Source organism: Streptomyces lacrimifluminis (assembly GCF_014646095.1).
Classification (GTDB): Bacteria; Actinomycetota; Actinomycetes; order Streptomycetales; family Streptomycetaceae; genus Streptomyces; species Streptomyces lacrimifluminis.
On sequence record NZ_BMMU01000012.1, the window covers coordinates 84,019 to 108,782 of the forward strand.

17 protein-coding genes and 2 pseudogenes are annotated in these 24,764 nt (G+C 69.2%); 9 read left to right on the plus strand and 10 right to left on the minus strand.

What is annotated here, in order from left to right:
• Positions 1 to 66 precede the first annotated feature (66 nt).
• On the minus strand, positions 67 to 498 hold the full coding sequence (locus IEY89_RS19470) for a MarR family winged helix-turn-helix transcriptional regulator (RefSeq protein WP_189148719.1): 432 nt from the start codon (positions 496 to 498) through the stop codon (positions 67 to 69).
• A gap of 98 nt (positions 499 to 596) precedes the next feature.
• Here IEY89_RS19470 and IEY89_RS19475 point away from each other — a divergent pair.
• Both IEY89_RS19475 and IEY89_RS19480 read left to right on the plus strand, forming a co-directional pair.
• Positions 597 to 1,139 (plus strand): annotated as a pseudogene (locus tag IEY89_RS19475) (zinc-binding dehydrogenase).
• 172 nt (positions 1,140 to 1,311) lie between these two features.
• Positions 1,312 to 3,213: a sialidase family protein gene (locus tag IEY89_RS19480; RefSeq protein ID WP_189148720.1), complete on the plus strand. Its 1,902-nt coding sequence runs from the start codon at positions 1,312 to 1,314 to the stop codon at positions 3,211 to 3,213.
• 119 nt (positions 3,214 to 3,332) lie between these two features.
• Here IEY89_RS19480 and IEY89_RS19485 read toward each other — a convergent pair whose 3' ends face one another.
• Positions 3,333 to 4,382 carry a bile acid:sodium symporter family protein gene (locus IEY89_RS19485; protein ID WP_189148721.1) on the minus strand — a complete coding sequence of 350 codons (1,050 nt, stop codon included), beginning with the start codon at positions 4,380 to 4,382 and terminating at the stop codon, positions 3,333 to 3,335.
• A gap of 142 nt (positions 4,383 to 4,524) precedes the next feature.
• Between IEY89_RS19485 and IEY89_RS19490 the strand changes: the two genes are divergently transcribed.
• Positions 4,525 to 5,388 carry a LysR substrate-binding domain-containing protein gene (locus IEY89_RS19490; RefSeq protein WP_189148722.1) on the plus strand — a complete coding sequence of 288 codons (864 nt, stop codon included), beginning with the start codon at positions 4,525 to 4,527 and terminating at the stop codon, positions 5,386 to 5,388.
• Between the two features lie 258 nt (positions 5,389 to 5,646).
• Entirely contained in the window at positions 5,647 to 7,473 is a 1,827-nt protein-coding gene (locus IEY89_RS19495) for an AMP-dependent synthetase/ligase (protein WP_189148723.1), read from the plus strand.
• Between the two features lie 12 nt (positions 7,474 to 7,485).
• On the opposite strand, the gene IEY89_RS19500 is transcribed toward IEY89_RS19495, so the two are convergent.
• Positions 7,486 to 8,280: a heparin lyase I family protein gene (locus IEY89_RS19500; protein ID WP_189148724.1), complete on the minus strand. Its 795-nt coding sequence runs from the start codon at positions 8,278 to 8,280 to the stop codon at positions 7,486 to 7,488.
• 262 nt (positions 8,281 to 8,542) lie between these two features.
• Between IEY89_RS19500 and IEY89_RS19505 the strand changes: the two genes are divergently transcribed.
• Positions 8,543 to 9,379 (plus strand): aldo/keto reductase, encoded by an 837-nt coding sequence (locus IEY89_RS19505; protein WP_189148725.1) that lies wholly within the window; start codon positions 8,543 to 8,545, stop codon positions 9,377 to 9,379.
• A gap of 936 nt (positions 9,380 to 10,315) precedes the next feature.
• Here the strand turns inward: IEY89_RS19505 and IEY89_RS19510 are convergent.
• Positions 10,316 to 11,224: a class I SAM-dependent methyltransferase gene (locus tag IEY89_RS19510; RefSeq protein WP_189148726.1), complete on the minus strand. Its 909-nt coding sequence runs from the start codon at positions 11,222 to 11,224 to the stop codon at positions 10,316 to 10,318.
• 156 nt (positions 11,225 to 11,380) lie between these two features.
• On the opposite strand from IEY89_RS19510, the gene IEY89_RS19515 reads away from it, so the two are divergent.
• A complete protein-coding gene (locus IEY89_RS19515; RefSeq protein ID WP_189148727.1) occupies positions 11,381 to 12,151 on the plus strand; it encodes a phytanoyl-CoA dioxygenase family protein in 771 nt (256 codons plus the stop codon).
• 111 nt (positions 12,152 to 12,262) lie between these two features.
• On the opposite strand, the gene IEY89_RS19520 is transcribed toward IEY89_RS19515, so the two are convergent.
• Entirely contained in the window at positions 12,263 to 13,969 is a 1,707-nt protein-coding gene (locus tag IEY89_RS19520; RefSeq protein WP_189148728.1) for a glycoside hydrolase family 6 protein, read from the minus strand.
• Between the two features lie 387 nt (positions 13,970 to 14,356).
• Between IEY89_RS19520 and IEY89_RS42205 the strand changes: the two genes are divergently transcribed.
• A complete protein-coding gene (locus tag IEY89_RS42205) occupies positions 14,357 to 14,599 on the plus strand; it encodes a hypothetical protein (protein ID WP_425579458.1) in 243 nt (80 codons plus the stop codon).
• Here the strand turns inward: IEY89_RS42205 and IEY89_RS42210 are convergent.
• Positions 14,577 to 14,891 carry a hypothetical protein gene (locus tag IEY89_RS42210; RefSeq protein WP_425579459.1) on the minus strand — a complete coding sequence of 105 codons (315 nt, stop codon included), beginning with the start codon at positions 14,889 to 14,891 and terminating at the stop codon, positions 14,577 to 14,579. The genes IEY89_RS42205 and IEY89_RS42210 overlap by 23 nt on opposite strands.
• A 56-nt stretch (positions 14,892 to 14,947) precedes the next feature.
• A pseudogene (locus IEY89_RS42215) lies at positions 14,948 to 15,238 on the minus strand (cellulose binding domain-containing protein); the annotation flags it as partial.
• Between the two features lie 334 nt (positions 15,239 to 15,572).
• Here IEY89_RS42215 and IEY89_RS19530 point away from each other — a divergent pair.
• A complete protein-coding gene (locus tag IEY89_RS19530) occupies positions 15,573 to 18,488 on the plus strand; it encodes a glycoside hydrolase family 48 protein (protein WP_189148729.1) in 2,916 nt (971 codons plus the stop codon).
• 147 nt (positions 18,489 to 18,635) lie between these two features.
• Positions 18,636 to 21,299 carry a cellulose binding domain-containing protein gene (locus tag IEY89_RS19535; RefSeq protein WP_189148730.1) on the plus strand — a complete coding sequence of 888 codons (2,664 nt, stop codon included), beginning with the start codon at positions 18,636 to 18,638 and terminating at the stop codon, positions 21,297 to 21,299.
• A gap of 55 nt (positions 21,300 to 21,354) precedes the next feature.
• Here the strand turns inward: IEY89_RS19535 and IEY89_RS19540 are convergent, their stop codons facing one another.
• The 3 genes from IEY89_RS19540 to IEY89_RS19550 all read right to left on the minus strand — a co-directional run bounded on the left by IEY89_RS19540 (position 21,355) and on the right by IEY89_RS19550 (position 24,711).
• A complete protein-coding gene (locus tag IEY89_RS19540; RefSeq protein ID WP_189148731.1) occupies positions 21,355 to 21,657 on the minus strand; it encodes a hypothetical protein in 303 nt (100 codons plus the stop codon).
• 134 nt (positions 21,658 to 21,791) lie between these two features.
• Positions 21,792 to 23,684 (minus strand): rhamnogalacturonan lyase, encoded by a 1,893-nt coding sequence (locus tag IEY89_RS19545; RefSeq protein WP_373287261.1) that lies wholly within the window; start codon positions 23,682 to 23,684, stop codon positions 21,792 to 21,794.
• Positions 23,685 to 23,721: 37 nt separating this feature from the next.
• Positions 23,722 to 24,711, minus strand: a complete 990-nt coding sequence (locus IEY89_RS19550) for a helix-turn-helix transcriptional regulator (RefSeq protein WP_189148732.1) — start codon at positions 24,709 to 24,711, stop codon at positions 23,722 to 23,724.
• Positions 24,712 to 24,764 lie beyond the last annotated feature (53 nt).

The window sequence follows — 24,764 nt, forward strand, 5'->3', positions numbered from 1 at the left end:
CCCGAACGGCGGGGAGCGCCCCCTGCGCCGGCGGGGCCCCGCCTCTGCCTGCCTGCCTGCCTGCCGCTATGCCGTACCCGAAACCCGGGTGAGCAGGCCGATGAACAGCTCACGTTCCACGACGGTGAGCGGTGCCAGCAGCTCGTCGTTGGCCTTTCGCGCGGCCCGCTCGCAGCGGGCCAGCAGCCGCCGCCCCTCCGCCGTGGCCGTCACGGCGTTCTTGCGCCGGTCGTGCGGGTCCGGGGCGCGCACGATCAGTGACTTGTCCTGAAGGTCGTTGAGAACGCCGACCATGTCCTTGGCGTCGAGCCCCACCCCGCGCACCAGTTCGGCCTGTGCGACCGGGCCCAGCTCCGCGACGGCGGAGAGCACCACGTGATGCCACATCTTCAGCCCCTCGTCGGCCAGCGCGGCGGTGACCAGCGCCCGCCCGCGGTCGGCGGCCCTCCCCAGGATCCAGCTGGGGAGGACGCGTATGGAACGAAGTTCGACAGACATGCGAAAAGACTAACCAATAATCATTGGACCTCCCAATGGTTATATGTTTATCGTTGGGGCTCCCAACGGTTTCCAGAGGTGCGAGGCAGGAGGTGCGGATGCGCCGTGTTCGGTACGGGCACACAGGTGCTCCCCTGTCCCGGGACGAGGTCTCCGTGCCCGAGCCGGGGCCGCGGGCCGGCTTCCGACCGGGCGACCGGGCGACCGGGCTCTGTTTCGGCCACGGTCACGCCGGCTTCACGGTGCTCCGGGAAGCCGCGACCTCCCCACTGCCCGGCGGTGCCTCCCCCGCGCCCGACGGCGTCTCACCGGTCGACACGGTCGACGGCTCGTCGCTCACATCGGCGCCGCCCTTCCTCGCCCCCGGCGGACGGCTCGTCGCGTACGCCTCGGGCGGCGGAACGATCCGGGCGTACGACCCGCTGGTGGGCGCCACGACCGTCGCCCCGTGCCGGATGCCCCGAATAGCCGACGAGCAACCGGAGTTGTACGAGAGGTGACGCCGCCGGATGCGGCGGCTGTTCACCGAAGGAACCGTACGACCGGTGGCGCACGGGGAGTTCGCCCTGGCGGACGCGGTCGGCGCACACCGGGTCATCGAGTCCCGGAGCAACCTCGGCAAGGTTGTCCTGATCCCTTGACACACGGTTCTTGTGGGGCGGCTGAGCATCCAACTACCGTCTGATGCGCACACGTTGGACGTAGGATGTCCAGATTTTCGGATGCCCGATTGTTCAGATGTCCAGACCTCTGAAGTCACGAACTCTGAAGTCCAGACGCATGAAGTCCAGACGTTGAAGGGCAGGGCCGTACATGCCGCCAAGTCTTCACGCACGTCTCAGATCCACCCTCACGGCCGTGTTCACCACGGCCGCTCTGCTGCTCGCGCTGCCGAGCCCCGCAGGCGCGGAACAGGCCACCCCCACGGCCACGTTCGAGCAGCAGGTGCTCTTCCGGGCCTCCCAGGACCCCGGTTACGCCTGCTACCGGATCCCCGCGATCGTCCGGACCCTGAAGGGCACGCTGCTGGCCTTCGCCGAGGGACGGAAGGACAACTGCGGGGACGCCGGTGACATCGATATCGTCGTCAAGCGGTCGACCGACGACGGGCGCACCTGGGGCCCGGTCCAGGTGGTCGACGACGGCGGGGTCGACACGCACGGCAACCCGGCGCCGATCGTGGACCGGGAGACCGGCCGCATCCTCCTCGCGGAGAGCTGGAACACGGGACGGGGCGGCGGCAACTGTCCGGTGCCCTGCGACCGCACCCCCCATCTGCAGTACAGCGACGACGACGGGCTGACCTGGTCCGAGCCACGCGACCTGAGCGCAGAGATCATGCCGCCCGCGTGGAACTCCTGGTACGCGACCGGCCCGGTGCACGGCATCCAGCTCACCCGGGGCGAACACGCGGGCCGGCTCGTCTTCGGCGTCAACACCGAGACGTGGGACGGCAGTCGGATCAGCGCCAACCACGCCGCGCTGATCATCAGTGACGACGGCGGCGACCACTGGAAGATCGGCGCCACGGACACCTGGCCGATCGCGGCCGACGGCACCTTCCGGCAGAAACCGTCCGAGGTGACACTCACGGAGCACTCGGACGGCGTGATCCTGGTCAGCGGTCGCGAACAGGACGGTACGGATCGCGGACACCGCACCCAGGCCTTCAGCGCGGACGGCGGCAGCAGCTTCGTCACCCCGTTCCGCGCTCTCCCGGACCTCTACGCACCCCAGGTCCAGTGCTCCACGGTGGGCTTCGGCGCCCGCATCCTGCTGGCCTGCCCGGGCGATCCCGACCGGCGCCGGACGATGATGATCCGCTCCTCGTACGACGGCGGGCGCACCTGGGACAGCGTGGACCGGGGCACGGTCGTCACCCGGGACTGGTCGGGCTACTCCGACCTGGTGAAGATCGACAGCGAGACGGTGGGCCTGATGTACGAGGGCGGCACCGTCGACGCACGCGACGAGATCCGCTTCGCCCGCTTCTCCGAGGACTGGCTGACACCGCCGCGCGGCCCGGACCCGACCACCCGTGACCTGGCCCCGCACGCCCGCCCCGCCGCCGTCCTGGGCGGCGCCACGCAGACCACCGGGGTGTTCGGTGGCGGCGCACTGGAGTTCGACGGTGTGGACGACGCCGTACGCCTCCCGTACAGCGACCGCCTGCCGCTCGGCACCAAGGACTTCACCGTGGCCCTCTGGTTCCGCACCACGGCGACGACGGGTGACCGGCCGCTGCTGTGGATGGGCGGGGTCGGCTCCACCCAGCCCCAGATCTGGCTCCGCGCCGAGCCCGCGACCAACCGTGTCCGGGGGCTGATGACCGTCCGGGACGGTGCGTCGGCCGTCAGGACGGCGTCCGCGACCTCCGTGGGCACCTACAACGACGGCCAGTGGCACTTCGCCGCCCTGCGCCGTGGCGGCGGCCAGTTCACGCTCTTCGTCGACGGTACGGCGGTCAGCGTGGCGGACGTGACCGGATCCGCCAGCCGTAACTCGGTGTTCGGGGTGCACGTCGGGCAACGGGTGGACAGTCTGCAGCACTTCAGCGGCGCGATCGACGATGTCCGGGTCTGGGACCGGGCGTTGGGCACGGCCGAACTGTCCGCGACTTCCATGACGGCGACCGTGGCCGAGGAGACGGCCACGAGCAGTACGGTCCTGTGGCTGCCCCTGGACAAGGTGAACGCGCGTCGCTCCGGGAAATAGGCGGTTCGTTTGCCCCGGGCCCGGTAGGGGCTGGTCACGCCCACGCGGCTGAGCAGCAGAGAGACAGTCCCGCGCCCCTTTCGGGGCGCGGGGCGAACCCGGCCTCCCCGGTCCGCGGCTCAGCCGGAATGTGTTGCCGTACCGGCCGTGATGCGGGACGGGTCCTCGGCGGTGACCCCCGAACCGACCTCGGACTCGGCGACCGGGTCCTGCGAGCGGCGCTTGGCGATCACCGCGCACACCATCAGCTGCATCTGGTGGAAGAGCATCAGCGGCAGCACGGCCAGCGAGGCCTGGGCGCCGAACAGGACGCTCGCCATGGGCAGTCCGGCCGCCAGGGACTTCTTCGAGCCGGCGAACTGGATCGTGATCCGGTCCTCGCGGTCGAAGCCGAGCGCCTTGCCCCCGTACCAGGTCAGCGCCAGCATCAGCGCGAGCAGAACGGCCTCGACGACCAGGAGTCCGCCGAGCCGGGCGGGGCTGACCTGGCGCCAGACGCCCTCGACCATGCCCTCACTGAAGGCGGTGTAGACGACGAGGAGGATCGAGCCACGGTCGACCAGCCCCAGCACCTTCTTGTGCCGGGTGACGAACGCGCCGATCCAGCGCCGGAGTACCTGCCCGGCGAGGAACGGCACCAGCAGCTGGAGCACGATCTCGAGGAGCGAGTCGAGCGAGAAGCCGCCGCCGGTGCTGCCGAGCAGCGTGGCGGCGAGCAACGGGGTGACGACGATGCCGACGAGGGAGGAGAAGGAGCCCGCGCAGATCGCGGCGGGCACGTTGCCCCGGGCCATCGAGGTGAAGGCTATCGACGACTGGATCGTGGACGGGACGAGGGTGAGGAAGAGCAGACCGATGTAGAGAGAGTGCGTCAGGAACACCGGTTCGAGTCCGCGGGCGGCCAGGCCGAGCAGCGGGAAGACGACGAACGTGCAGGCGAGGACAGTGGCGTGCAGCCGCCAGTGCTTCAGTCCTGCCAGCGCCTCGCGGGTGGAGAGGCGGGCGCCGTAGAGGAAGAAGAGGAAGGCGATGGCGGCCGTGGAGGCACCCGAGGCGACGTCCGCGCCCGTCCCGCGCGCCGGGAGGAGCGCCGCGAGGCCCACCGTCCCGAGCAACAGCAGGATGTAGGGGTCGATCGGCATCCAACTCGGCCACTTCAGGCGTTTCACGGTGCTCCACTACTCAGGACTGGGACGTCGGGTCCCGGGACGGTCGTGCCCTTTCCATCGTCCTCCTCCGCTTCGTGATCGGGAATCCCGCATACCGCTCTGACTGTCATCACGTTTCGCGATAACGGGGTAGCGTGGACGCGTGTACGACCCCTCTCATCTGCGGACCTTCCTGACCGTGGCCCAGACGCTCAGCTTCACGCAGGCCGCCCGGCGGCTCGGGCTGCGCCAGTCGACGGTCAGCCAGCATGTGCGGCGTCTGGAGGACGCGGCCGGCCGGCAGCTCTTCTCCCGGGACACCCACTCGGTGGAGCTGACCGAGGACGGCGAGGTGATGCTCGGTTTCGCCCGCCGGATCCTGGAGGTGCACGAGCAGGCGACGGCGTTCTTCACGGGCACACGGCTGCGCGGCCGGCTGCGGTTCGGCGCGTCGGAGGACTTCGTGCTGACCCGGCTGCCGGAGATCCTGGAGGCCTTCCGCTACGACCATCCCGAGGTCGATCTGGAGCTGACGGTCGAGCTGTCGGGCACCCTGCACGAGCAGCTGGCCGCCGGGAAGCTGGATCTCGTCCTGGCCAAGCGGCGCCCCGAGGACCCGCGCGGCGAGCCGGTCTGGCACGACGAGCTGGTGTGGATCGGTGCGGAACGGCTCCGGCTCGACCCCGACCGCCCGGTGCCGCTGATCGTGTACCCGCCGCCGGGCATCACCCGCGCTCTCGCCATGGAGGCCCTGGAGCGGCAGGGCCGGGCCTGGCGCGTCGCCTGCACCAGCGGCAGCCTCAACGGCCTGATCGCGGCGGCCCGGGCGGGCCTCGGTGTGATGGCCCACTCACTCGGGATGGTCCCGCCCGGTCTGGTCCGGGTGCCCGACCGCGCCGGGCTGCCGGAGCTGGGCCAGGTCGACTTCGTCCTGGTCCACGGTCACCGCCGTACGTCGGCCCAGAGCGCGGCGGACGCGCTCGCGGCGGCGATCCTGACGAGCGGGGACCGGCTGCACCGGCGTTGACAGCCGCCTGCGCGACCTTAAAGGCAGTCCCAAGAGGCCTGGCAGAGGCGGTGAGCGGGTCGGTCGGATTCGGTGGAGATTACCGACCGGGGATCTTCTCCGACGGAGGAGGTTCTGTCCGCCCCCAACCCATACAGACATATTTTCCGCCCCGGGACGGCATCGAAGCTGAACACCACTCGGCTTGGCACCCCTCCCGCCATGTGAAGGCGTGGGGTAGCTTTCACGGCGCTGTGCAAAGCGTCACTAGGAGCGGGTTTGCGCGAATTCACCAACCCTCCGTTGGCGTTGGCGCCGCCTGTGGGCGGACTGGCCGACGTGGTGTTCGAACGTGCCCAGGAAGCCCCCCTCCATGTCTCGCTCGGCCGCAAGGACGCGGCCGGCCGGTGGCGGGACGTCACCGCGGGCGAGTTCCGCGACGAGGTCCTCGCCCTCGCCAAAGGACTGCTCGCGCAGGGCATCCGGTTCGGGGACCGGGTCGCGATCATGTCCCGTACGCGCTACGAGTGGACGCTCTTCGACTACGCGCTGTGGACGATCGGCGCGCAGGTGGTGCCGGTCTATCCGACGTCCTCGGCCGAGCAGGTCTTCTGGATGCTGTACGACGCCGAGGTGACGGCGGCGATGGTGGAGCACGAGGACCACGCGATGACCATCGCTACGGTCATCGACCGCCTGCCCGAGCTGCGCCGGCTGTGGCAGCTCGACGTCGGCGTCGTACAGGAGCTGTACGAGGCCGGTGCGCACCTCGACGACGACGTGGTGCACCGGCACCGGCTCGCGGTCACGCCCGAGTCGACCGCGACGGTCATCTACACGTCCGGCACCACGGGCCGCCCCAAGGGCTGTGTCATCACCCACGCGAACTTCATGTTCGAGGCGGACACCGTCATCGAGCGCTGGGAACCGGTGTTCCACTCCAAGAAGGGTGACGAGGCGGCGACCCTCCTCTTCCTCCCCCTCGCGCATGTCTTCGGCCGGATGGTGCAGGTGGCGGCGATCCGCGGCGGCGTCCGTTTCGGCCACCAGCCGCAGCTGAACGCGGCAGCACTGCTGCCCGACCTCGCCGCGTTCCGGCCGACGTTCTTCCTCGGCGTGCCGTACATCTTCGAGAAGGTCTTCAACGCGGCCCGCCGCAAGGCCGAGCGGGAGGGAAGGGACGGCCCCTTCGAAAAGGCGGTCGAGGTCGCGGTGCGCTACGCGGAGGCCATGGAGGAGAAGGCCTGGGACCTGGGCCCCGGACCGTCGGCGGGCCTGCGGATGCAGCACCAGCTCTTCGAGAAGCTCGTGTACTCCAAGATCCGGGCCGCGATGGGCGGGCGCGTACGGCACGCCATGACGGGCGGCTCGGGGATGGACCGGCGGCTCGGCCTGTTCTTCGCGGGTGCGGGCGTCCACATCTACGAGGGTTACGGCCTGACGGAGACGACGGCGGCGGCGACCGCGAACCCGCCCGAGCGCACCCGGTACGGCACGGTCGGCCAGGCCATCCCGGGCACGACCGTGCACATCGCGGACGACGGCGAGATCTGGCTGCGCGGCGACAACGTCTTCCAGGGCTATCTGAACAACCAGAAGGCGACGGACGCGACGCTGCACGACGGCTGGCTGGCCACCGGCGACCTGGGCTCCCTCGACGAGGACGGCTTCCTCACGATCACCGGCCGCAAGAAGGAGATTTTGGTGACCTCGGGCGGCAAGAGCGTCGCCCCGGGAGGCCTGGAGGAACGCGTCCGGGACCATCCCCTGGTCGCTCAGTGCATCGTGGTCGGCAACGACCGCCCGTACATCGCCGCGTTGATCACCCTGGACCAGGAGGCGGTCGAACACTGGCTCACGATGCGCGGCAAACCGCAGCTGACGCCGACGGAGCTGGTCCGCGACGCGGACCTGGAGAAGGAGGTGCGGCGTGCGGTGGTCACCGCGAACACCCTGGTCTCCAAGGCCGAGTCGATCCGTACCTTCCGCATCCTGGCCCAGCCGTTCACCGAGGAACACGGTCTGCTGACCCCGTCCCTGAAACTGAAACGCAAGGCGATCGAGGACGCGTACACGAAAGAGGTCGAGGCGCTGTACAGCGCCTGATGCCCGCCATCGTCAGACGAGTTGATAGCCCCGCAGGTTGGTGAGCAGCAGGTAGCAGTCCTGCAGTGAGCCCGAAGTGTCGCCGAGGGAGCGGTAGATGCCCCACTTGGGGCGCACCCGGTCGGCGAGGAAGGTGTCGACACCGGCGCGTGAGACATCGACGACCGTTGTCGAGCCGCTCTTGAGGATCCAACGGACAGATCCCGCCGAGCCGTTGCCGACCTTGATCCGGAAGTCGACGTCCGTCCACCTGTCGTGGAGCGGTTCGAGGTTCGTACGGCCGACGAGGATGTCGTCTATGGGCAGCTTGAGTTCGATGGTCTGCACGCCGTTCACCCGACGCAGCGACTGCACGACCATCGGTGAGGTGCCGGCGCCGGGCTGCTTCATCTGCATGATGTGGGTGAAGGTGGTCGTCGCCTTGAGAGAGCTGGGGATGTACATCGAGTAGGTGACGCGCCAGGTCTGCCCCTCGGTCCACTTGAGGTAGTTGGCGCCGCTGCCGTTGCGCAGGCCGGTGACTTCGTGGCGCTGGCGGTCGGTCGAGGTGTCGCGGTCGACGGTGTGCATGGTGAAGCGCCAGTTGTCGCCGGTGGCGTAGATGTGCGGGTGGGCGGCGGTGTGGGAGTCGGCGCGGTCGTCCTCGATGGTCTCGAAGGCACCGAGACCCGCGCCGCTCGCGGACGGCGCCCACTTCTGCTGCCAGGAGGCCGCGTGGGCAGGAGTGTCGAGGGCGGGGACTCCGGCGGCGGCTCCGACCCCTCCGCCGAGTGCGGCGGCGAGCAGAGTTCGCCTGGATGTGTTCATGGTGGTACCACCTCGGCATGGGGGCTGATTGTCATCACGAGTTACATATATGTACGTCGTTCACCATCACGACCTGCGGCGTGATACAGGGTCGCCGCCTGACAGATCACCGTCAATAGTCCGTACCAATACCTGTGCGCAGCCGAAGGTGTTTCCGGCCAATCTGTGGGAATGCTCACGAGGTTTGCGATCAGGAATGCGGCACCGCTCGTGATCGTTGACGATGGGAGTACCCACCCGACGACTGAAGGATCGAGAGCTCGTGAGCAGCATGGTCCCCCCGATCACCCTGAACAACGGCGTCGAGATGCCCCAGTTGGGCTTCGGCGTCTGGCAGGTGCCGGACGACGAGGCGGAGCAGGCGGTCGCCACCGCGCTGGAGAGCGGGTACCGCAGCATCGACACAGCGGCGATCTACGGCAACGAAGTGGGCACCGGAAAGGCCATCGCCGCATCCGGCGTCGCCCGCGAGGAACTCTTCGTCACCACCAAGCTCTGGAACAGCGACCAGGGGTACGAGTCCACCCTCCGCGCTTTCGACGCCTCCCTGGAGAAGCTCGGCCTGGAGTACGTCGACCTGTACCTGATCCACTGGCCGCAGCCGGCCAAGGGCGCGTTCGTCGACACCTACAAGGCGTTCGAGAAGCTCTACGCGGACGGCCGCGCCCGGGCTGTCGGCGTCTCCAACTTCCTTCCGGAGCACCTCGACCGGCTCCTCGCCGAGACCTCGGTCGTCCCGGCGGTCAACCAGATCGAGCTGCACCCGCATCTCCAGCAGCACGAGTCCCGCGACTACCACGCGGAGCACGGTATCGCCACGGAGGCCTGGTCCCCGCTCGGTTCCGGCAAGGGTCTGCTGGAGGTCCCGGCGGTCGTGGCGATCGCCCGGAAGCACGGCCGCACGCCAGCCCAGGTCGTCCTGCGCTGGCACCTCCAGCTGGGCAACGTGGTGATCCCCAAGTCCGTGACGCCGTCGCGGATCAAGGAGAACATCGAGGTCTTCGACTTCAGCCTGGACCCGGAGGACCTCGCGGCGATCAGCGCGCTGAACGAGGGCCGCCGACTGGGCCCGGACCCGGCCACGTTCGAGGCGGGCTGACGACAGCCACGACAACGCCCCGGTCCGCCGCGAATCCGGTCGCGGCTCCGGGGCGTTTCGCATGCCCGCAGGCGGGCCTTCGCCCGTCGTGACGCAGACATTCGGCGCGGACGGAACGTAGGCGGCATGACGTAGGCGACGGGATCAGCCCCGGTCAGCGCAAGTTGCACGAGATGCTGCGCCTCGCGCTCGCCGTGCGCGACGCAGACGGCGACGAACTCGTCGACGAGCTGGTCCTCGATGACATCCCCAACTACGGCCGGTCCGTCCGGGCGGTCCTTCTGCGGGCGGGGATGCTCGGGCTCTTGCCGGAGCCCCGCGAACCCGACCGCCCCCAGCGGCCACGGACGTCGCGGACTACGCGCCGTCTCTGGCCGCCCCGGACGATGACGCCGAGGTCCTGCCAGCAGTGCGGCTGCTGGCTCACTGCGGAAGACGAGGGTCACCTGCGAGCCCTGCTCCTCCTTCGCCTTCCGCAAGAGAGGGAACCGCCCGGTATCCACGGGAGCGGGCGACCGCTGCCACCGTGCCGACCTGGCTCCGAGCACTTGGCAGCCCCTGGGCAGTCGGAACGCCCTCGGGTCCGCCGGCTAGTCATGATCAATCTCAACGCCGGCAATGGTTCGATCGGCCCCCGGAGCCGGTATTGCTAGCCTAAAACAGTCATCTTTACTGCACCCCCAGTAGTCAGCGCGCCGGTCTCAGCCGGCGCCCCGCTCTCCCAACGCACCATGAACCCGCACGCTGAGCTCCCCCCAGGGCTGTCCAGCGTGCGGGTTCCTGTCGTGACCCGCCCGAGAATCTACGAACCTGCGCGCTTTGGAATGCGGGACGCGGCAGGTGAAGGGGGCGCGGGTCACGGTGTCCGCACGACCGGGTCGTCGCCGACTCACCACCTGCCTCAGCCCCTAGTCCCTGGGGCCAATACCCCTGGGGCTATTCCTTCGGCTTGCTGCCGGTGTACACGGTGTAGGTGGCCAGGACGAAGACGTCGGGGCGGTGATGCAGGCCCGCCTTGTCGTCGGGGTCGACGAGCCGGTCGAGGGTGGCTCGGTCCTCGGCGTCGAGCTCGTCCGCGAACATCGTACGGCGCCGGTCGAAGACATCGATCACGTAGGCGCGGGCCGCGTCCGTGAGCGGGGCGGGGAGGTCGAGTGTGAAGGAGCGGGTGCCTGAGGGGCGCAGGCCGGCGGCCGTGAGCAGGGCGGGCCAGTCCTCGGTCTCGCGTACGTGACCGGGCAGGGTGGTGCGCATCTCGTTGAACCAGCCCTGCTCGATCGCGTCGAGCCGTGTCTCCAGGCCGGGCCGCCCGAAACCGAGGTCGCGCGGCAGGTTCCGCTCCGGGAGGCCGCCCTCCATCACGGCGAGCGTGCCGCCCGGGGCGAGTACGGCGGCCAGTGCGGTGAGCGCGGCCCGCTGGTCGCCGACGTGATGGACGGCCCGGCTCGACCACACCAGGTCGGCGGGATACTCCAACTCGCCCAGTCCGTCCGGGAGTTCGGCTTCGACCGTGCTGAAGCGATCGATGGTGCCGAGTCGTTCGGCGTTCTCGCGGGCCCGCGCCAGGAGTGCCGCGGAACTGTCCGCCGCGACGATGCGCGCCTCGGGGAAGGCCTCTGCGAAGAAGCCCGAGATGATGCCGGGGCCACTGCCCGCGTCCACGATCAGCCCCGGTTCGGGCTGCTGCCGGTGCAGCCAGGCCAGGGCGTCGGCGTAGAGCGGCGCGAACAGTTCGGCCTGCCCCTCCAGATGGGGGATCATCTCGGCGAAGTCGATGTCGGCGTGGTTGTGGGCGTGAGCGGGCGCCTGGTCGTGATCGTGGTGGTGCCGGTCCTGACGGGCCATGGTGTACGGGCCTCCCCTTGTCGTTGACACCAGCCTGCTCCGACCCCGCCGATCAGGCCAGTTCTGTTGCCGTTACGGCAAACAGAAATATCCCGTACGACCACTCACGGCAAAAATCGGATGCGCGGCCCCACCCCGCTCCCCCAGGATGTCCGTATGGACGATGAGCTGGTGGAGCGCTTCCTCGAAGACGGGTTCGTGAAGATCGAGGGCGCCTTCCCGCCGCGTGTCGCCGAGCACTGCGCACGGCTGCTGTGGCGGGAGACGGGGTGCGACCCTGACGACCCGGGCAGCTGGACGAAGCCGGTGCACTGGGTGTCGGACATGGCGCAGGGCCCGTTCGCCGCCGCGGTCAACACCCCTGTGCTGCATGAGGCGTTCGACGCGCTGGTGGGCGAGGGCCGCTGGGCGTCGCGCTACTCGCTGGGCAGCTTTCCGTTGCGGTTCCCGCACGGGGAGGAACCGGACGACGCGGGCTGGCACATCGAGGGCAGCTACTCCCCCGAGGGCGCGACCTGGCCGTACACGAACCTCCGCTCCCGGGACCGGTCCCTGCTGATGCTGTTCCTGTTCAGCGAGGTCGGCGAGGCGGACGCCCCGACACGCATCCGGGTGGGTTCACACCTGGACGTACCCCCACTGCTGGAACCGTACGGCGAGGAGGGCGTCTCGGGGCTGGAGATAGCCCCGGAGCTGGTGACGGCCTCGGCCCACCGTCCGCTCGCACACGCCACCGGCCGCCCCGGCGACGTATACCTCTGCCACCCCTTCCTGGTCCATGCGGCGCAGCCTCACCACGGCACACGACCGCGCTTCATGGCCCAGCCACCACTGCATCCAGCGGTGCCGTACGAGTTGGATCGCGCCGACGAGAACTACTCCCCGGTGGAACTCGCGATCCGCCGGGGACTGGGAAGAACCGCCTGAGCGGGTCCGATGGGGTCGGGTGCGCACCGCGCCCCGTTCAGGGGCGCGGGGAACTGCGCGCCAAGCCCCCCCACCGGACCCGCGCCAAACAAACCGCCGATCCAGCGGAGCCTAGAGCGCCGGGTAGGCGTTCCTCATGAGCTCCTGGAACTGCGCGGAGAACCAGTGCCCGGAGACCGGCGAGTTCGGCAGCGCACCCGACATGTTGAAGTTGTTCCGCGCGTTACCGGTGTACGTCGGGTCGCACATCCGGTCGAAGCCCTTGCCCTCGTTGTTCGGGATCGCCGAGCTGGAGCCGTCGGACTCCCCCGGAGGCTTCATCCAGACGTACGCGTCGATCCCGGTCGCCGGAGCGGCCTTCGGGCGCTCGCCCAGGCCCGCGCCGGACTGGTTGCACCAGTTGCCGAGCTGGAAGCGCCGGTCGTAGCGTCCGCCGTCGACGTACGTGTCGACAGTGGTCGTGGCGCCCGGGCCGGTGGGCCGTGCGGTGCCGCCCCAGCCGTTCCTGGACGTGTCGATCAGCATGCCGATGGTGGACGGGAAGCCGACCGTGACCAGCTGGTTGCGGAAGGCCTGGGCGAAGGAGAGTTCGTCGGTGTACCGGTTCCAGTCGACCCACTTCGACTCGCGGACGGACTTGCCGGCCACGGTGTCGTTGATGGTGAAGTTGTTCTCCTTCAGGGCGCTGTAGTTCGCCGTGTTGGTGATGAACCCGTGCACGTCGTTGACCGTCGCGCCCTCGGCGGTGGCCGCCTGCTTGAACAGGTCCGCGGAGGGGCCGAAGTTGTCGTCCCAGCCGATCCAGCCGTGGTGGCCGGCGTCGACGTAGTTGTAGACGTTCGGCACGTCACCGAGCTTGTTGAGCGCGTAGCCGACGCCCTTGACGTAGTTGCCGTTCGCCTTCATGACGTCGCACTCGGGCGTGGCCGTGGGCCGGCTGCCGGTGTTGGTGACGAGGTTGGGCAGCGAGTCGATCTCGACCGTCGTGACGATGCGCAGGCCCGCGTACTTGGTGTCCGCGAGGATCGCCGCGATCGGGTCGATGTACTGGGTCTTGTACTTGTCGATCTCCGTCGGGCCGAGTTCGCCGTTGGAGGCGAGGGCTGCGCAGTCGCGTCCGGGCAGGTTGTAGATGACCAGCTGGACGACGAGTTCGCCGGTGCCCTTCTGCTGGAGGGCCGCGTCGAGGTGGGCGCGCAGGCCCATCCCGCCGTTGACTCCGTTGATGGCGGCGATCCGGTCGAGCCAGACGCCGGTGGGCTGGTTGGAGATCCTGCTGCCGCCCGTCTCCGCGGCGGCCTTCGCCGACCACTCGGGGTTCACGTACACCTTGGCGCCGGTGTACGGGTTGTCGACCTTCGTGCCGGTGCCCGGGCCGGGGTCCGTGGGGCCGCCCCCGCCGTCGACGTTGCAGGTGACGCCGTCGAGCGTGAAGGTGGTCGGGAGCGCGTTCGTGCCGCTGTAGCTGCCGTTGAAGCCGAAGCTCACCGAACCGCCGGTGGCGAGCGTCCCGTTGTAGGTCTCGTTGGCGACGGTCACGGCGGTGCCGCTCTGGCTGAACTTCGCGTTCCAGCCGCTGGTGACCTGCTGGTTACCGGCGTAGGACCACTTCACGGCCCAACTCGACTTGGCCGCGCTGTTGTTGGTGACGTTGACGGCGGCGGTGAAGCCGGTGGACCACTGGTTCTGCACCGTGTAGGTGACGGTGCAGGGGATGGCCGCGATGCCGATGTCGGCCTGCGACGCGGCTGCCGCGGCGCCGGTGGCACCGGCGACCAGCGCCATGGAGGCGAGGATCGCTGTTCTGGTACGGCTCATGAGTGCGGGTGTCCTCTCGTGTTCCTGTGGGGTGCGGAGCGCCTTGCTGTGATGGGGAGTTGGTGCGCTGACCGATGGCGCGCAGATGGTCGCGCAGTCCGGTTCCGAAGGCCGTGGGTGTGCCGTCGTAACCGGAGATCAGGGTCGGGCCGGTGGCGCGGTTCCAGGTGTGCCAGGTCCGGCCGAGGCAGGACGGGGAGCGGTCGTCGCACCACTTCATGACCCGGTCGACGAAGGAGTGCGCGCAGGGGTTCTCGCCGAACTGGCCGGCCGCCGGCGGGACCTGGGCGGCGACCGGAGCGAGCGTCGAGTTGATGTTGTGGATGGGCAGGCGGCGGGGTTGCCCGCCGGGTCGGTCGGTCTGTACGTCGGCCACCGACTGAGGTCGTGCGCGTACGCGAGCCCGTCGGCCAGGATCACGTTCTCGGCACCGGTGGCCCGTACCGCGTCGATCAGATCCTGCATACCGGCGACCTCGTAGGCGAGTACTGCGTGTCGGGCATCGGCTTCCGGCAGCCTGCGTGCACGTCGGAGCAGTCGGCCGAGCTGCCCCCGTACCGGCCCCAGGACCAGTGCGGTTCGACCGTCGATGTCATGCCGTGCGCCTTCACCATCGCCACCGGTCCTTGACGGCGGCGAGGTGGTCGGCGCCCACGTACTCGGGTTCGATGTCGGACCGGCCGAGCCGGCACCCCTCGTCCAGCGGGATGCGTACGGTGTTGATCTTCCGGTCGGCGATCGCCTTCACCGGGGCGTCGTCGACCGGTACGTCCCGGATGCCGGTGCCCTGGAAGCAGTCGAACTCGCCGCCGGAGCGGTCGACGCCGAGCAGTCGCCGGGTGGCGCCGCCGGAGTCGACGAGCTTGTTGCCTGACGCACGCAGGGCGGGCGCCCCGGCCTCGGCTCCGAATCCACGGTGCACGTCGTCCCGTTGAGCCTGAGCGACGCCGGTACGGAACCGCTCCAGGAAAGCGCGGCGATGAACCCCGCGCCGACACTCGCCCCCGTGCCCAACGAGCCGTTGCAGCTCTCGCTGGCCGCGGTGACGATGGTGTGGGACCGGGACCACTCGGCGTTCCAGCCCCGGGTGAGCTTCCGACCTGTGCCGAAGCCGAAGGTCGGACTCCAACTGCCGAGTGCCGCCGGGTTGTCGGTGATCCTGGCGGAGCCCTGCAAACGGACGTCCCACGTACTGGTGACCGAGCACCCCACTGTGCACGCCGGGGCTGCTTCCGACGCCGTGACGACCGGCGCGACCGCGGTGCCCACAAGGGACCACGGCAGCGCCGAGCACGACTAAAAGACCTGAACGCGAAGGGTGTCGCATGAGCGACTCCTTGCAGATCGGGCACGTCGTTGCGGACGTGTCGACTGACGGAATCGCTCCCACTGGTGTCAACGAAGCTAGCGCCAAGTGACGGCAAAGGACAGAGGGGTTGACGTGTTTCCATCAGATGTCGTCGTCGAATCAATTCGAGTCTTCAAACACCTTGACCCTTGACACGCCTGTCTTCAATATGGGAGCGCTCCCACTGGTTCAAGGCTTGTTGCTCCTCCCCACATCTCCACGAGCACCTCCGAGCCGCTAGGAGGAACCAGCACCATGCACCCCCGACCCAGACGCCGCGCCGCGCGGCGGTTCTGGACCGCTGCCGTGGCGGTCCTCGCCCTTCCCTTGACCATGCTCGCGACAGGCACAACTCCCGCTCAGGCAGCGTCAGTTCAATGCAGCGTCGACTACAAAGCGAACGACTGGGGGTCCGGTTTCACCACGGATCTGACGATCACCAACCGCGGTACGGACGTCATCAACGGCTGGACCCTGACGTACGCCTACGCGGGCAACCAGAAGCTCAGCAACGGCTGGAACGGCACCTGGTCCCAGTCCGGCCAGACGGTCACCGTGCAGAACGCGACGTACAACGCGACGATCGCCGCCGGCGCCGCCGTCAGCACCGGCGGGCAGTTCACGTACAGCGGCGCCAACACGGCGCCGACCTCGTTCGCCGTCAACGGGACGACCTGTGCCGGGGCCCATCAGCCGCCGGTCACGGTGCTCACCAGTCCCGCCCCGGGCGCTGTCTACTCGCAGGGCACCGCGGTGCCGATGGCGGCCACGGCAGCGGCGGCGGACAACGCGACGATCACCAAGATCGAGTTCTACGACGACACCACGCTCCTCGGCACGGACACGACCGCGCCGTACACGCACTCGGCCACCGGGCTGGCTGTGGGAAGTCATTCGCTGCTGGCGAAGGCATACGACAGCCTGGGTGCCTCGGCGCCGTCCACGCCCGTCGGCATCACGGTTGCCTCGGGTCCCGCCGTGGTCGCCCTACCGACCCAACTCGGCGTTCAGCAGGGCAAGTCGGCGACGTACGACGTGAAGCTGTCGACACAGCCGAGCGCGAACGTGACCGTCGCGACCGCTCGCGCGAGCGGCAACACGGGCCTGTCGGTGACGGGCGGCGCCTCGCTCACCTTCACACCGTCGAACTGGAACACCGCCCAGAAGGTGACGATCACCGCCAACGCGACGGGCACCGGATCGGCGGCCTTCGACTCCACGGCCACCGGCCACGCCAAGGCGACGGTCACCGTCACCGAGCTGGCGGCCTCGAAGGTGTACGACGCCCGCTTCCTGGAGCTCTACGGCAAGATCACCAACCCGGCGAACGGTTACTTCTCCCCCGAGGGCATCCCCTACCACTCGGTCGAGACGCTGATCGTCGAGGCCCCGGACCACGGGCACGAGACCACGTCGGAGGCGTACAGCTACCTCCTGTGGCTCCAGGCCATGTACGGCAAGGTGACGGGCGACTGGACCAAGTTCAACGGCGCCTGGTCGATCATGGAGCAGTACATGATCCCCACCCACGCCGACCAGCCGACCAACTCCTTCTACAACGCCTCGAAGCCGGCGACGTACGCTCCTGAGTACGACCTGCCGAGCCAGTACCCGGCCAAGCTGGACACCGCCGTCCCGGTCGGCCCCGACCCGATCGCGGCCGAGCTGAAGAGCGCGTACGGCACGGACGACGTGTACGGCATGCACTGGCTCCAGGACGTCGACAACGTGTACGGCTTCGGCAACTCGCCCGGCAAGTGCGAGGCGGGCCCGACGGACACCGGCCCCTCCTACATCAACACCTTCCAGCGTGGACCGCAGGAATCCGTGTGGGAGACGGTGCCGCAGCCGACCTGCGACGCCTTCAAGTACGGCGGCACGAACGGGTACCTGGACCTGTTCACCGGCGACGCGTCGTACGCGAAGCAGTGGAAGTTCACCAACGCCCCGGACGCCGACGCGCGCGCCGTGCAGGCCGCGTACTGGGCGGACATCTGGGCGAAGCAGCAGGGCAAGGGCAGTGACGTCTCGGCGACCGTCGGCAAGGCGGCGAAGATGGGCGACTATCTGCGCTACGCGATGTACGACAAGTACTTCAAGAAGGTCGGAAACTGCGTCGGTCCGACGGCCTGCCCGGCCGGTACCGGCAAGGACGCCTCGCACTATCTGATGTCCTGGTACTACGCGTGGGGCGGCGCCACCGACACCGCGGCGGGCTGGGCCTGGCGCATCGGCTCCAGCCACACGCACGGCGGCTACCAGAACCCGCTGGCCGCCTACGCGCTCAGCTCGTACGCCGATCTGAAGCCCAAGTCGGCGACAGGGCAGGCGGACTGGTCGAAGTCGTTGCAGCGGCAGATCGAGTTCTACCGCTGGCTCCAGTCCGACGAGGGTGCCATCGCGGGCGGCGCGACCAACAGCTGGGGTGGCCGCTACGCGACCCCGCCGACCGGTACGCCGACCTTCTACGGCATGTACTACGACGAGAAGCCGGTGTACCACGACCCGCCGTCCAACCAGTGGTTCGGCTTCCAGGCGTGGTCCATGGAGCGGGTCGCCGAGTACTACCAGCAGACGGGCAACGCCGCGGCGAAGACCGTCCTGGACAAGTGGGTCGACTGGGCCCTGTCCAAGACGACCGTCAACCCCGATGGCACGTACCGCATCCCGTCGACGCTCCAGTGGTCGGGCGCCCCCGACACCTGGAACGCCACAACTCCGGGCGCCAACGCGGGGCTTCACGTCACCGTGGTCGACTACACCAACGACGTGGGCGTGGCGGCGGCGTACGCCAAGACGCTGACGTACTACGCCGACCGCTCCGGTGACACCGAGGCGGCGACGACGGCGAAGGCGCTGCTGGACGGCATGTGGACCAACTACCAGGACACCCTGGGCATCGCCGTCCCGGAGACCCGCGCGGACTACAGCCGTTTCGACGACGGTCTCTACGTGCCGTCGGGCTGGACGGGGAAGATGCCGAACGGCGACACGATCAACTCGTCGTCGACGTTCGCCTCGATCCGTTCCTTCTACAGGAACGACCCCAACTGGTCGAAGATCGAGGCGTACCTGGCCGGTGGCGCCGCGCCCTCGTTCACCTATCACCGGTTCTGGGCCCAGGCGGACATAGCCCTCGCCATGGGTTCGTATGCGGAGCTACTCGAATAGCCCCCGCCGGGTCCAACAGGACCTGAGCTCCGCGTACCGCGCCGGGCGGCCCCCTCCCGCACTGGGGGCCGCCCGGTCGTCGTGCACTGCTCTGCCCCCCCACGCCCCCGCACCCCAAGAGACCTCTTGCTGAGAGGACCCCCACCCATGCGAAGAACCCGTATCCTCACGGCCGTACTGGCCCTGACCGCAGGCCTGTTGGCGGGCAGCCCACTCGCGCTCGCCGCCCCGTCCGCCGCGGAGGTGAAGCTCGCGGCCGACACGTACACCTGGAAGAACGCCCGGATCGACGGCGGCGGCTTCGTCCCCGGCATCGTCTTCAACCGCACCGAGAAGAACCTGGCGTACGCCCGAACGGACATCGGCGGCGCCTACCGCTGGCAGGAGTCGACGAAGACGTGGACGCCGCTGACGGACTCGGTCGGCTGGGACCGCTGGGGCCACACCGGTGTGGTCAGCCTCGCCTCCGACTCCGTGGACCCGAACAAGGTGTACGCGGCTGTCGGCACGTACACAAACAGCTGGGACCCCGGAAACGGTGCCGTGCTGAGGTCGGGTGACCGGGGAGCGAGCTGGCAACGGGCCGACCTGCCCTTCAAGTTGGGCGGCAACATGCCCGGCCGGGGCATGGGTGAGCGCCTCGCCGTCGACCCGAACAGGAACAGCGTGCTGTATCTGGGCGCGCCCAGCGGCAAGGGGCTGTGGCGGTCGACGGACTCGGGTGCGAGCTGGTCGCAGGTGGCGAACTTCCCCAACGTCGGCAACTACGCGCAGGATCCGACCGACACCAGCGGGTACGCCAGCGACAACCAGGGCATCGTCTGGGTCACCTTCGACGAGTCGACGGGCACGTCGGGCAACGCGACCCGCACGATCTACGTCGGGGTCGCCGACAAGGACAACGCGGTGTACCGCTCGACGGACGCGGGTGCGACCTGGTCCCGGCTGACCGGCCAGCCCACCGGATATCTGGCCCACAAGGGCGTACTCGACGCGAAAAACGGTTATCTGTATCTGCCGTACAGCGACAAGGGCGGCCCCTACGACGGCGGCAAGGGCCAGTTGTGGCGGTATGCGACGGCCACCGGCACCTGGACGAACATCAGCCCGGTCGCGGAGGCGGACACCTACTACGGGTTCAGCGGTCTGACGATCGACCGGCAGAAGCCGGGCACGGTGATGGCGACGGCGTACAGCTCGTGGTGGCCGGACACCCAGCTCTTCCGCTCCACGGACAGCGGCGGCACCTGGACGAAGGCCTGGGACTACACCTCGTATCCCACCCGCGCGAACCGCTACACGATGGACGTCTCGTCCTCGCCGTGGCTGACCTTCGGCGCGAACCCGTCGCCGCCCGAACAGTCGCCGAAACTGGGGTGGATGACGGAGGCGCTGGAGATCGACCCGTTCGACTCGAACCGCATGATGTACGGCACGGGAGCAACGGTCTACGGCACAGAGAACCTCACCAACTGGGACAGCGGCAGCCAGTTCAGCATCAAGCCGATGGTGCAGGGCCTGGAGGAGACGGCGGTCCTCGACCTGGCCGCTCCCCCGTCGGGCGGTGCGGTGCTGCTCAGCGCCCTGGGCGACATCGGCGGCTTCCGGCACACGGATCTCACCAAGGTCCCCTCGATGATGTTCACTTCACCGAACTTCACCACCACCACGAGCCTGGACTACGCCGAGGCGAACCCGGGGATCGTGGCCCGCGTCGGTGACCTGGACTCGGGACCGCATGTCGCGTTCTCGACGGACAACGGCGCCAACTGGTTCGCGGGGAGCGACCCTTCGGGCGTCTCGGGCGGCGGCACGATCGCGGCGGCGGCGGACGGCAGCCGGTTCGTGTGGAGCCCGACTGGCACGGGAGTGCAGTACGCGACCGGCTTCGGTACCTCGTGGTCGGCGTCGTCGGGTATCCCGGCGGGTGCGACCGTCGAGTCGGACCGGGTGGACCCCAAGACGTTCTACGGCTTCAAGTCGGGCAGGTTCTATGTGAGTTCGGACGGCGGAGCGACCTTCACGGCATCGGCGGCGACCGGTCTCCCGGCCGGCGACAGCGTGCGCTTCAAGGCGCTGCCCGGCACGAAGGGCGACATCTGGCTGGCGGGCGGCGCGCCGGACGGCGCGTACGGCCTGTGGCACTCGACGGACGGCGGCGCGACGTTCACCAAGCTGTCCAACGTCGACCAGGCCGACACGATCGGCTTCGGCAAGGCGGCGACGGGAGCCACCTACCAGACGCTCTACACGAGCGCGAAAATCGGCGGCGTACGCGGCATCTTCCGCTCCACGGACAAGGGCGCGACCTGGACACGCATCAACGACGATGCCCACCAGTGGGGTTGGACGGGCGCGGCGATCACCGGTGACCCCAGGGTGTACGGGCGCGTGTACGTGTCGACGAACGGGCGCGGTGTCGTCTACGGCGAGTCGTCGGACACGAGCGGTGGCGGCGGGGGCGGCACGGACCCGACACCGACGCCCACGGGCGCCTGCACGGTGACGTACAAGGTCACCAGCGAGTGGCCGGGCGGCTTCCAGGCGGACGTGCAGCTCAGCAACACCGGTACAACCGCCTGGACCGGCTGGGCACTTGGCTGGTCCTTCCCGAACGGCCAGACCGTCTCCCGGCTCTGGAACGCCGAGCACACCCAGTCGGGCGCGACGGTCACGGCGAAGAACGTGAACTGGAACGCGAACGTGGCGGCGGGCTCGTCGGTGAGCCTCGGGTTCACGGGCAACTGGTCGGGGACGAACGGCAGACCGACCGCGTTCAAGCTGGGCGACCAGAGCTGCACGGTCGCCTGACGCACGCCGGTGGGCGTGTGCTCGGCGGAGCACACGCCCACCGGCCATCCAGCGGTCAGACCTCTGCTTCTCTCCAGTCCACGCACACCAAGTCCTGTCCCCGCAGCTCCCATTTGATGCACAGGCGGGAACGGATCACAGCCGGATCGGACTCCCGGTCGTGGAACTCGGTGATGATCCGGCCGTCCTCGATCCGAGAGACCCCGTGTTTCCGGGTGAAGTCGATCTCCATCTCCTGTTCAAGCACGAGGCTTGCCAGGGCGTACCTCTGGGCCGCTTCAGGATGCTTCCTGAACACGTCCGTGACATCGGCGAAGAACGCGGAATCCGTTGTGGGGTTGTATCCAGCAGCTGTCACGACTACCTCCCGACCGACGCATACGGCCCCATGTCCAGACTGCTCCGCGCCCGGCCGGTTCGCCAGCCGGGGGCGGGCGGGCACCCTTGAGGGTGGGTGCGCGCCTCCCGGGAGTGGCACGCACCCACTGTCGTTCAGGGGGCGTAGACCGTCGGCCTCGGTGCCGTCGGCATGCCGTTGCCGATGAAGAAGCTGGGGTGCGGGGGCTGGTTGTACGCCGTGTTCTGCCAGGCGATGCCCGTGCGGTACATGGGGTCGTGCAGCAGGGTCGTGATCTTCGTCGTCGTCTCGATCGGCGTCGAGTAGACGCGCAGGGCAGTGTTGCCGCTCGTCGCCCAGACGACCTCCTCGCGCCAGTCGCCGAAGAGGTCACCCGAGAGCGCCGGAGTGGCTTTGGTGCTGTTGTTGGAGTGGACCGACGCGCCGGTCAGCAGGCGGGTGTCGGAGGATGTGCCGTACTTGTCGATGCGCGTGCCGTCGAGGAGTTCACGGACCGGGTCGCCGTCCCACCAGGAGAGGAAGTTGGCGGAGGACGGTTCGCGGCCCTTGGTGGCGCCGGCCTCGTCGCGGATCGAGGTGTCCGACGCCGACCACACCTCCGCACCCTCGTTGCCCGCCCAGATGTCCCCGGCGACTCCCCGGCCGTTGTCGCAGCAGGCGGCGAGCTTCCAGTTGACCGTGCCGTTGGCAGGGTCGATGTACAGCTCGGCAGGCTGGGAGGTGGACTCGGACACCTTGAAGTACTCCAGGCCCGCGTGCCCCGGGTCGAGGTCGCCGAGGTGCTGGGCGTCGCCGTGTCCCGTCCTCGTCGTCCACAGCCCGTTGCCGTTGTCGTCGACGGCCATCGCCCCGTAGACGATCTCGTCCTTGCCGTCGCCGTCGACGTCCCCGACGGACAGGCTGTGCGATCCCTGGCCGTCGAATCCCCTGCCACTGTTGGTGGAGGAGCTGGAGTCGAAGGTCCAGCGTCGCGTGAACGCCCCGTTCCGCCAGTCCCAGGCCGCGAGCACGGTACGCGTGTAGTAGCCGCGCGCCATGATCAGGGAGGGCCGGGCGCCGTCCAGGTAGGCGGTGCCGGCGAGGAACCGGTCGACCCGGTTGCCGTAGGAGTCGCCCCACGACGAGACGGTGCCGCGCCCGGGGACGTAGTCGACCGTACCCATCGCCTTGCCGGTCTGCCCGTTGAACATGGTCAGGTACTCGGGGCCGGACAGGACGTACCCGCTCGAATTCCGGTGGTCCGCCGAGGGGTTGCCGATGACGGCACCGGTCCCGTCGACCGTCGCGTCCGCCGTCTTCATGGCGACCTCCGCCTTGCGGTCGCCGTCGTAGTCGTAGACCTGGAACTGTGTGTAGTGCGCGCCCGAGCGGATGTTGCGGCCCAGGTCGATCCGCCACAGCCGCGTCCCGTCGAGCTTGATCCCGTCGACGATCGTGTTGCCGGTGTACCCCGACTGGGAGTTGTCCTTGGCGTTGGTGGGCTGCCACTTCAGGACGAAGTCGAGCGCGCCGTCACCGTCCAGGTCGCCGACCGAGGCGTCGTTCGCCTCGTAGGTGTAGCCGACCCCGTCGGGGGTCGTGCCGCCGGCGGGCGGGGTGATCGGGACGTCCTTGAATCCGGTGCGGAACTGGATCGCGTGGACGGAGTCGGCCTGTTCGACACCGCCGACGATCGCCCGGACCGTGTAGTCGGCCTGGGCCGGGGCGCCCGAGTGGAAGTAGTTCGTGGAGCCGGTGACCGGCGTCGAGTTGACCTTCGCGCCGGCCCGGTAGACGTTGAAGGACACGTCGTTCGGGTCGGTGCCGAGCCAGCGCCAGCTGACCAGGTTGCCGCTGTCGGTGTGCACGCTGACGACGCCCCGGTCGAGGGCCTCGACCTGCCGCGCGGTGGCGGCCTCGGCCGGCGTCGCGGACAGCGACACGAGTCCTGCGGCGGCGAGGGCTCCGGCGGTCACGGCGGACAGCAGAGTCCGGCGTCCGATGCGGGCGGGGGGATGGGGCTGGGCATGCGGTTGCGGGTGCTGCACGGTACCTACCTCCTGTGGGGCGGACGGGTTCCACTCCTCAGTCGCCGCCGCCCACAGGGGAGTTGCCGCTCGGCTGCGTGAAGTCGCCGTATCGCGCCGCCAGTTCCGTGACCGTCCGCGCGATCCGCTCCCGCAGTTCGGCCGGCGCCAGCACCTCGACGCCCGTTCCCAGCCTCAGGAACTCCCCGTGCGCATGGTCGACGGACTCGATCGGAACCGTCGCCAGGGTCCAACCCTCCTCATCGGTACGGCCGTTGGCCTCGACGGCGTCGGCGGCGGGCCCCGGGAGCCGCACGCCGGGCGCAAGTCTCACCACCGCGTCGCCGCGGTGCAGCCGGTCATGGAAGTCACGTTGGTATGCCGTCCAGTGCGCGGCCAGGTCGAAGGCATCGGGGCGGATGAACTCCTCTTCGGACGCCGTTAGTTCGAGGATCTGGTCGACGCGGAAGGTACGGGGACCAGGTCCCGCGACGACGTACCAGCGCCCCGCCTTCAGTACCAGTCCGTACGGCTCCAGTCGGCGCTCCACGTCGGTGGGCTCGCGCCAGCGCCGGTACACGACGTGCAGCACCCTGCTGTTCCACACCGCGTCGGCGACCGCCGGGAGGTACGGCGCCTCCTCGCCATCCGCGTACCAACCGGGCGCGTCGAGGTGGAAGCGGCCGCTGATCCGGTCGGCGTGGGCGCGCAGCTCCGGCGGCAGGGCGGCACGGACCTTGAGCTGGGCGGCGGCGAGGACCGAGCCGAGGCCCAGCTCGGCGGCCGGTCCCGGCACCCCGGCGAGGAACAGCGCCTCGGCCTCGTCGGCGTTCAGACCCGTCAGCCGGGTGCGGTAGCCGTCGAGCAGACGGTAGCCGCCGGCGTGACCCGCGTCGCCGTACAGCGGCACGCCCGCCGCGCTCAGCGCCTCGACGTCCCGGTAGACCGTGCGCACCGAGACCTCCAGCTCCTCGGCCAGCTGGGCGGCGGTCATCCGCCCCCGGGTCTGGAGCAGCAGAAGGACGGACAGCAGCCGACTGGACCTCACACGAACATCACCCACTTCCCTGACACAGGATGGCAGGGAAGTGGCCTTAGCGT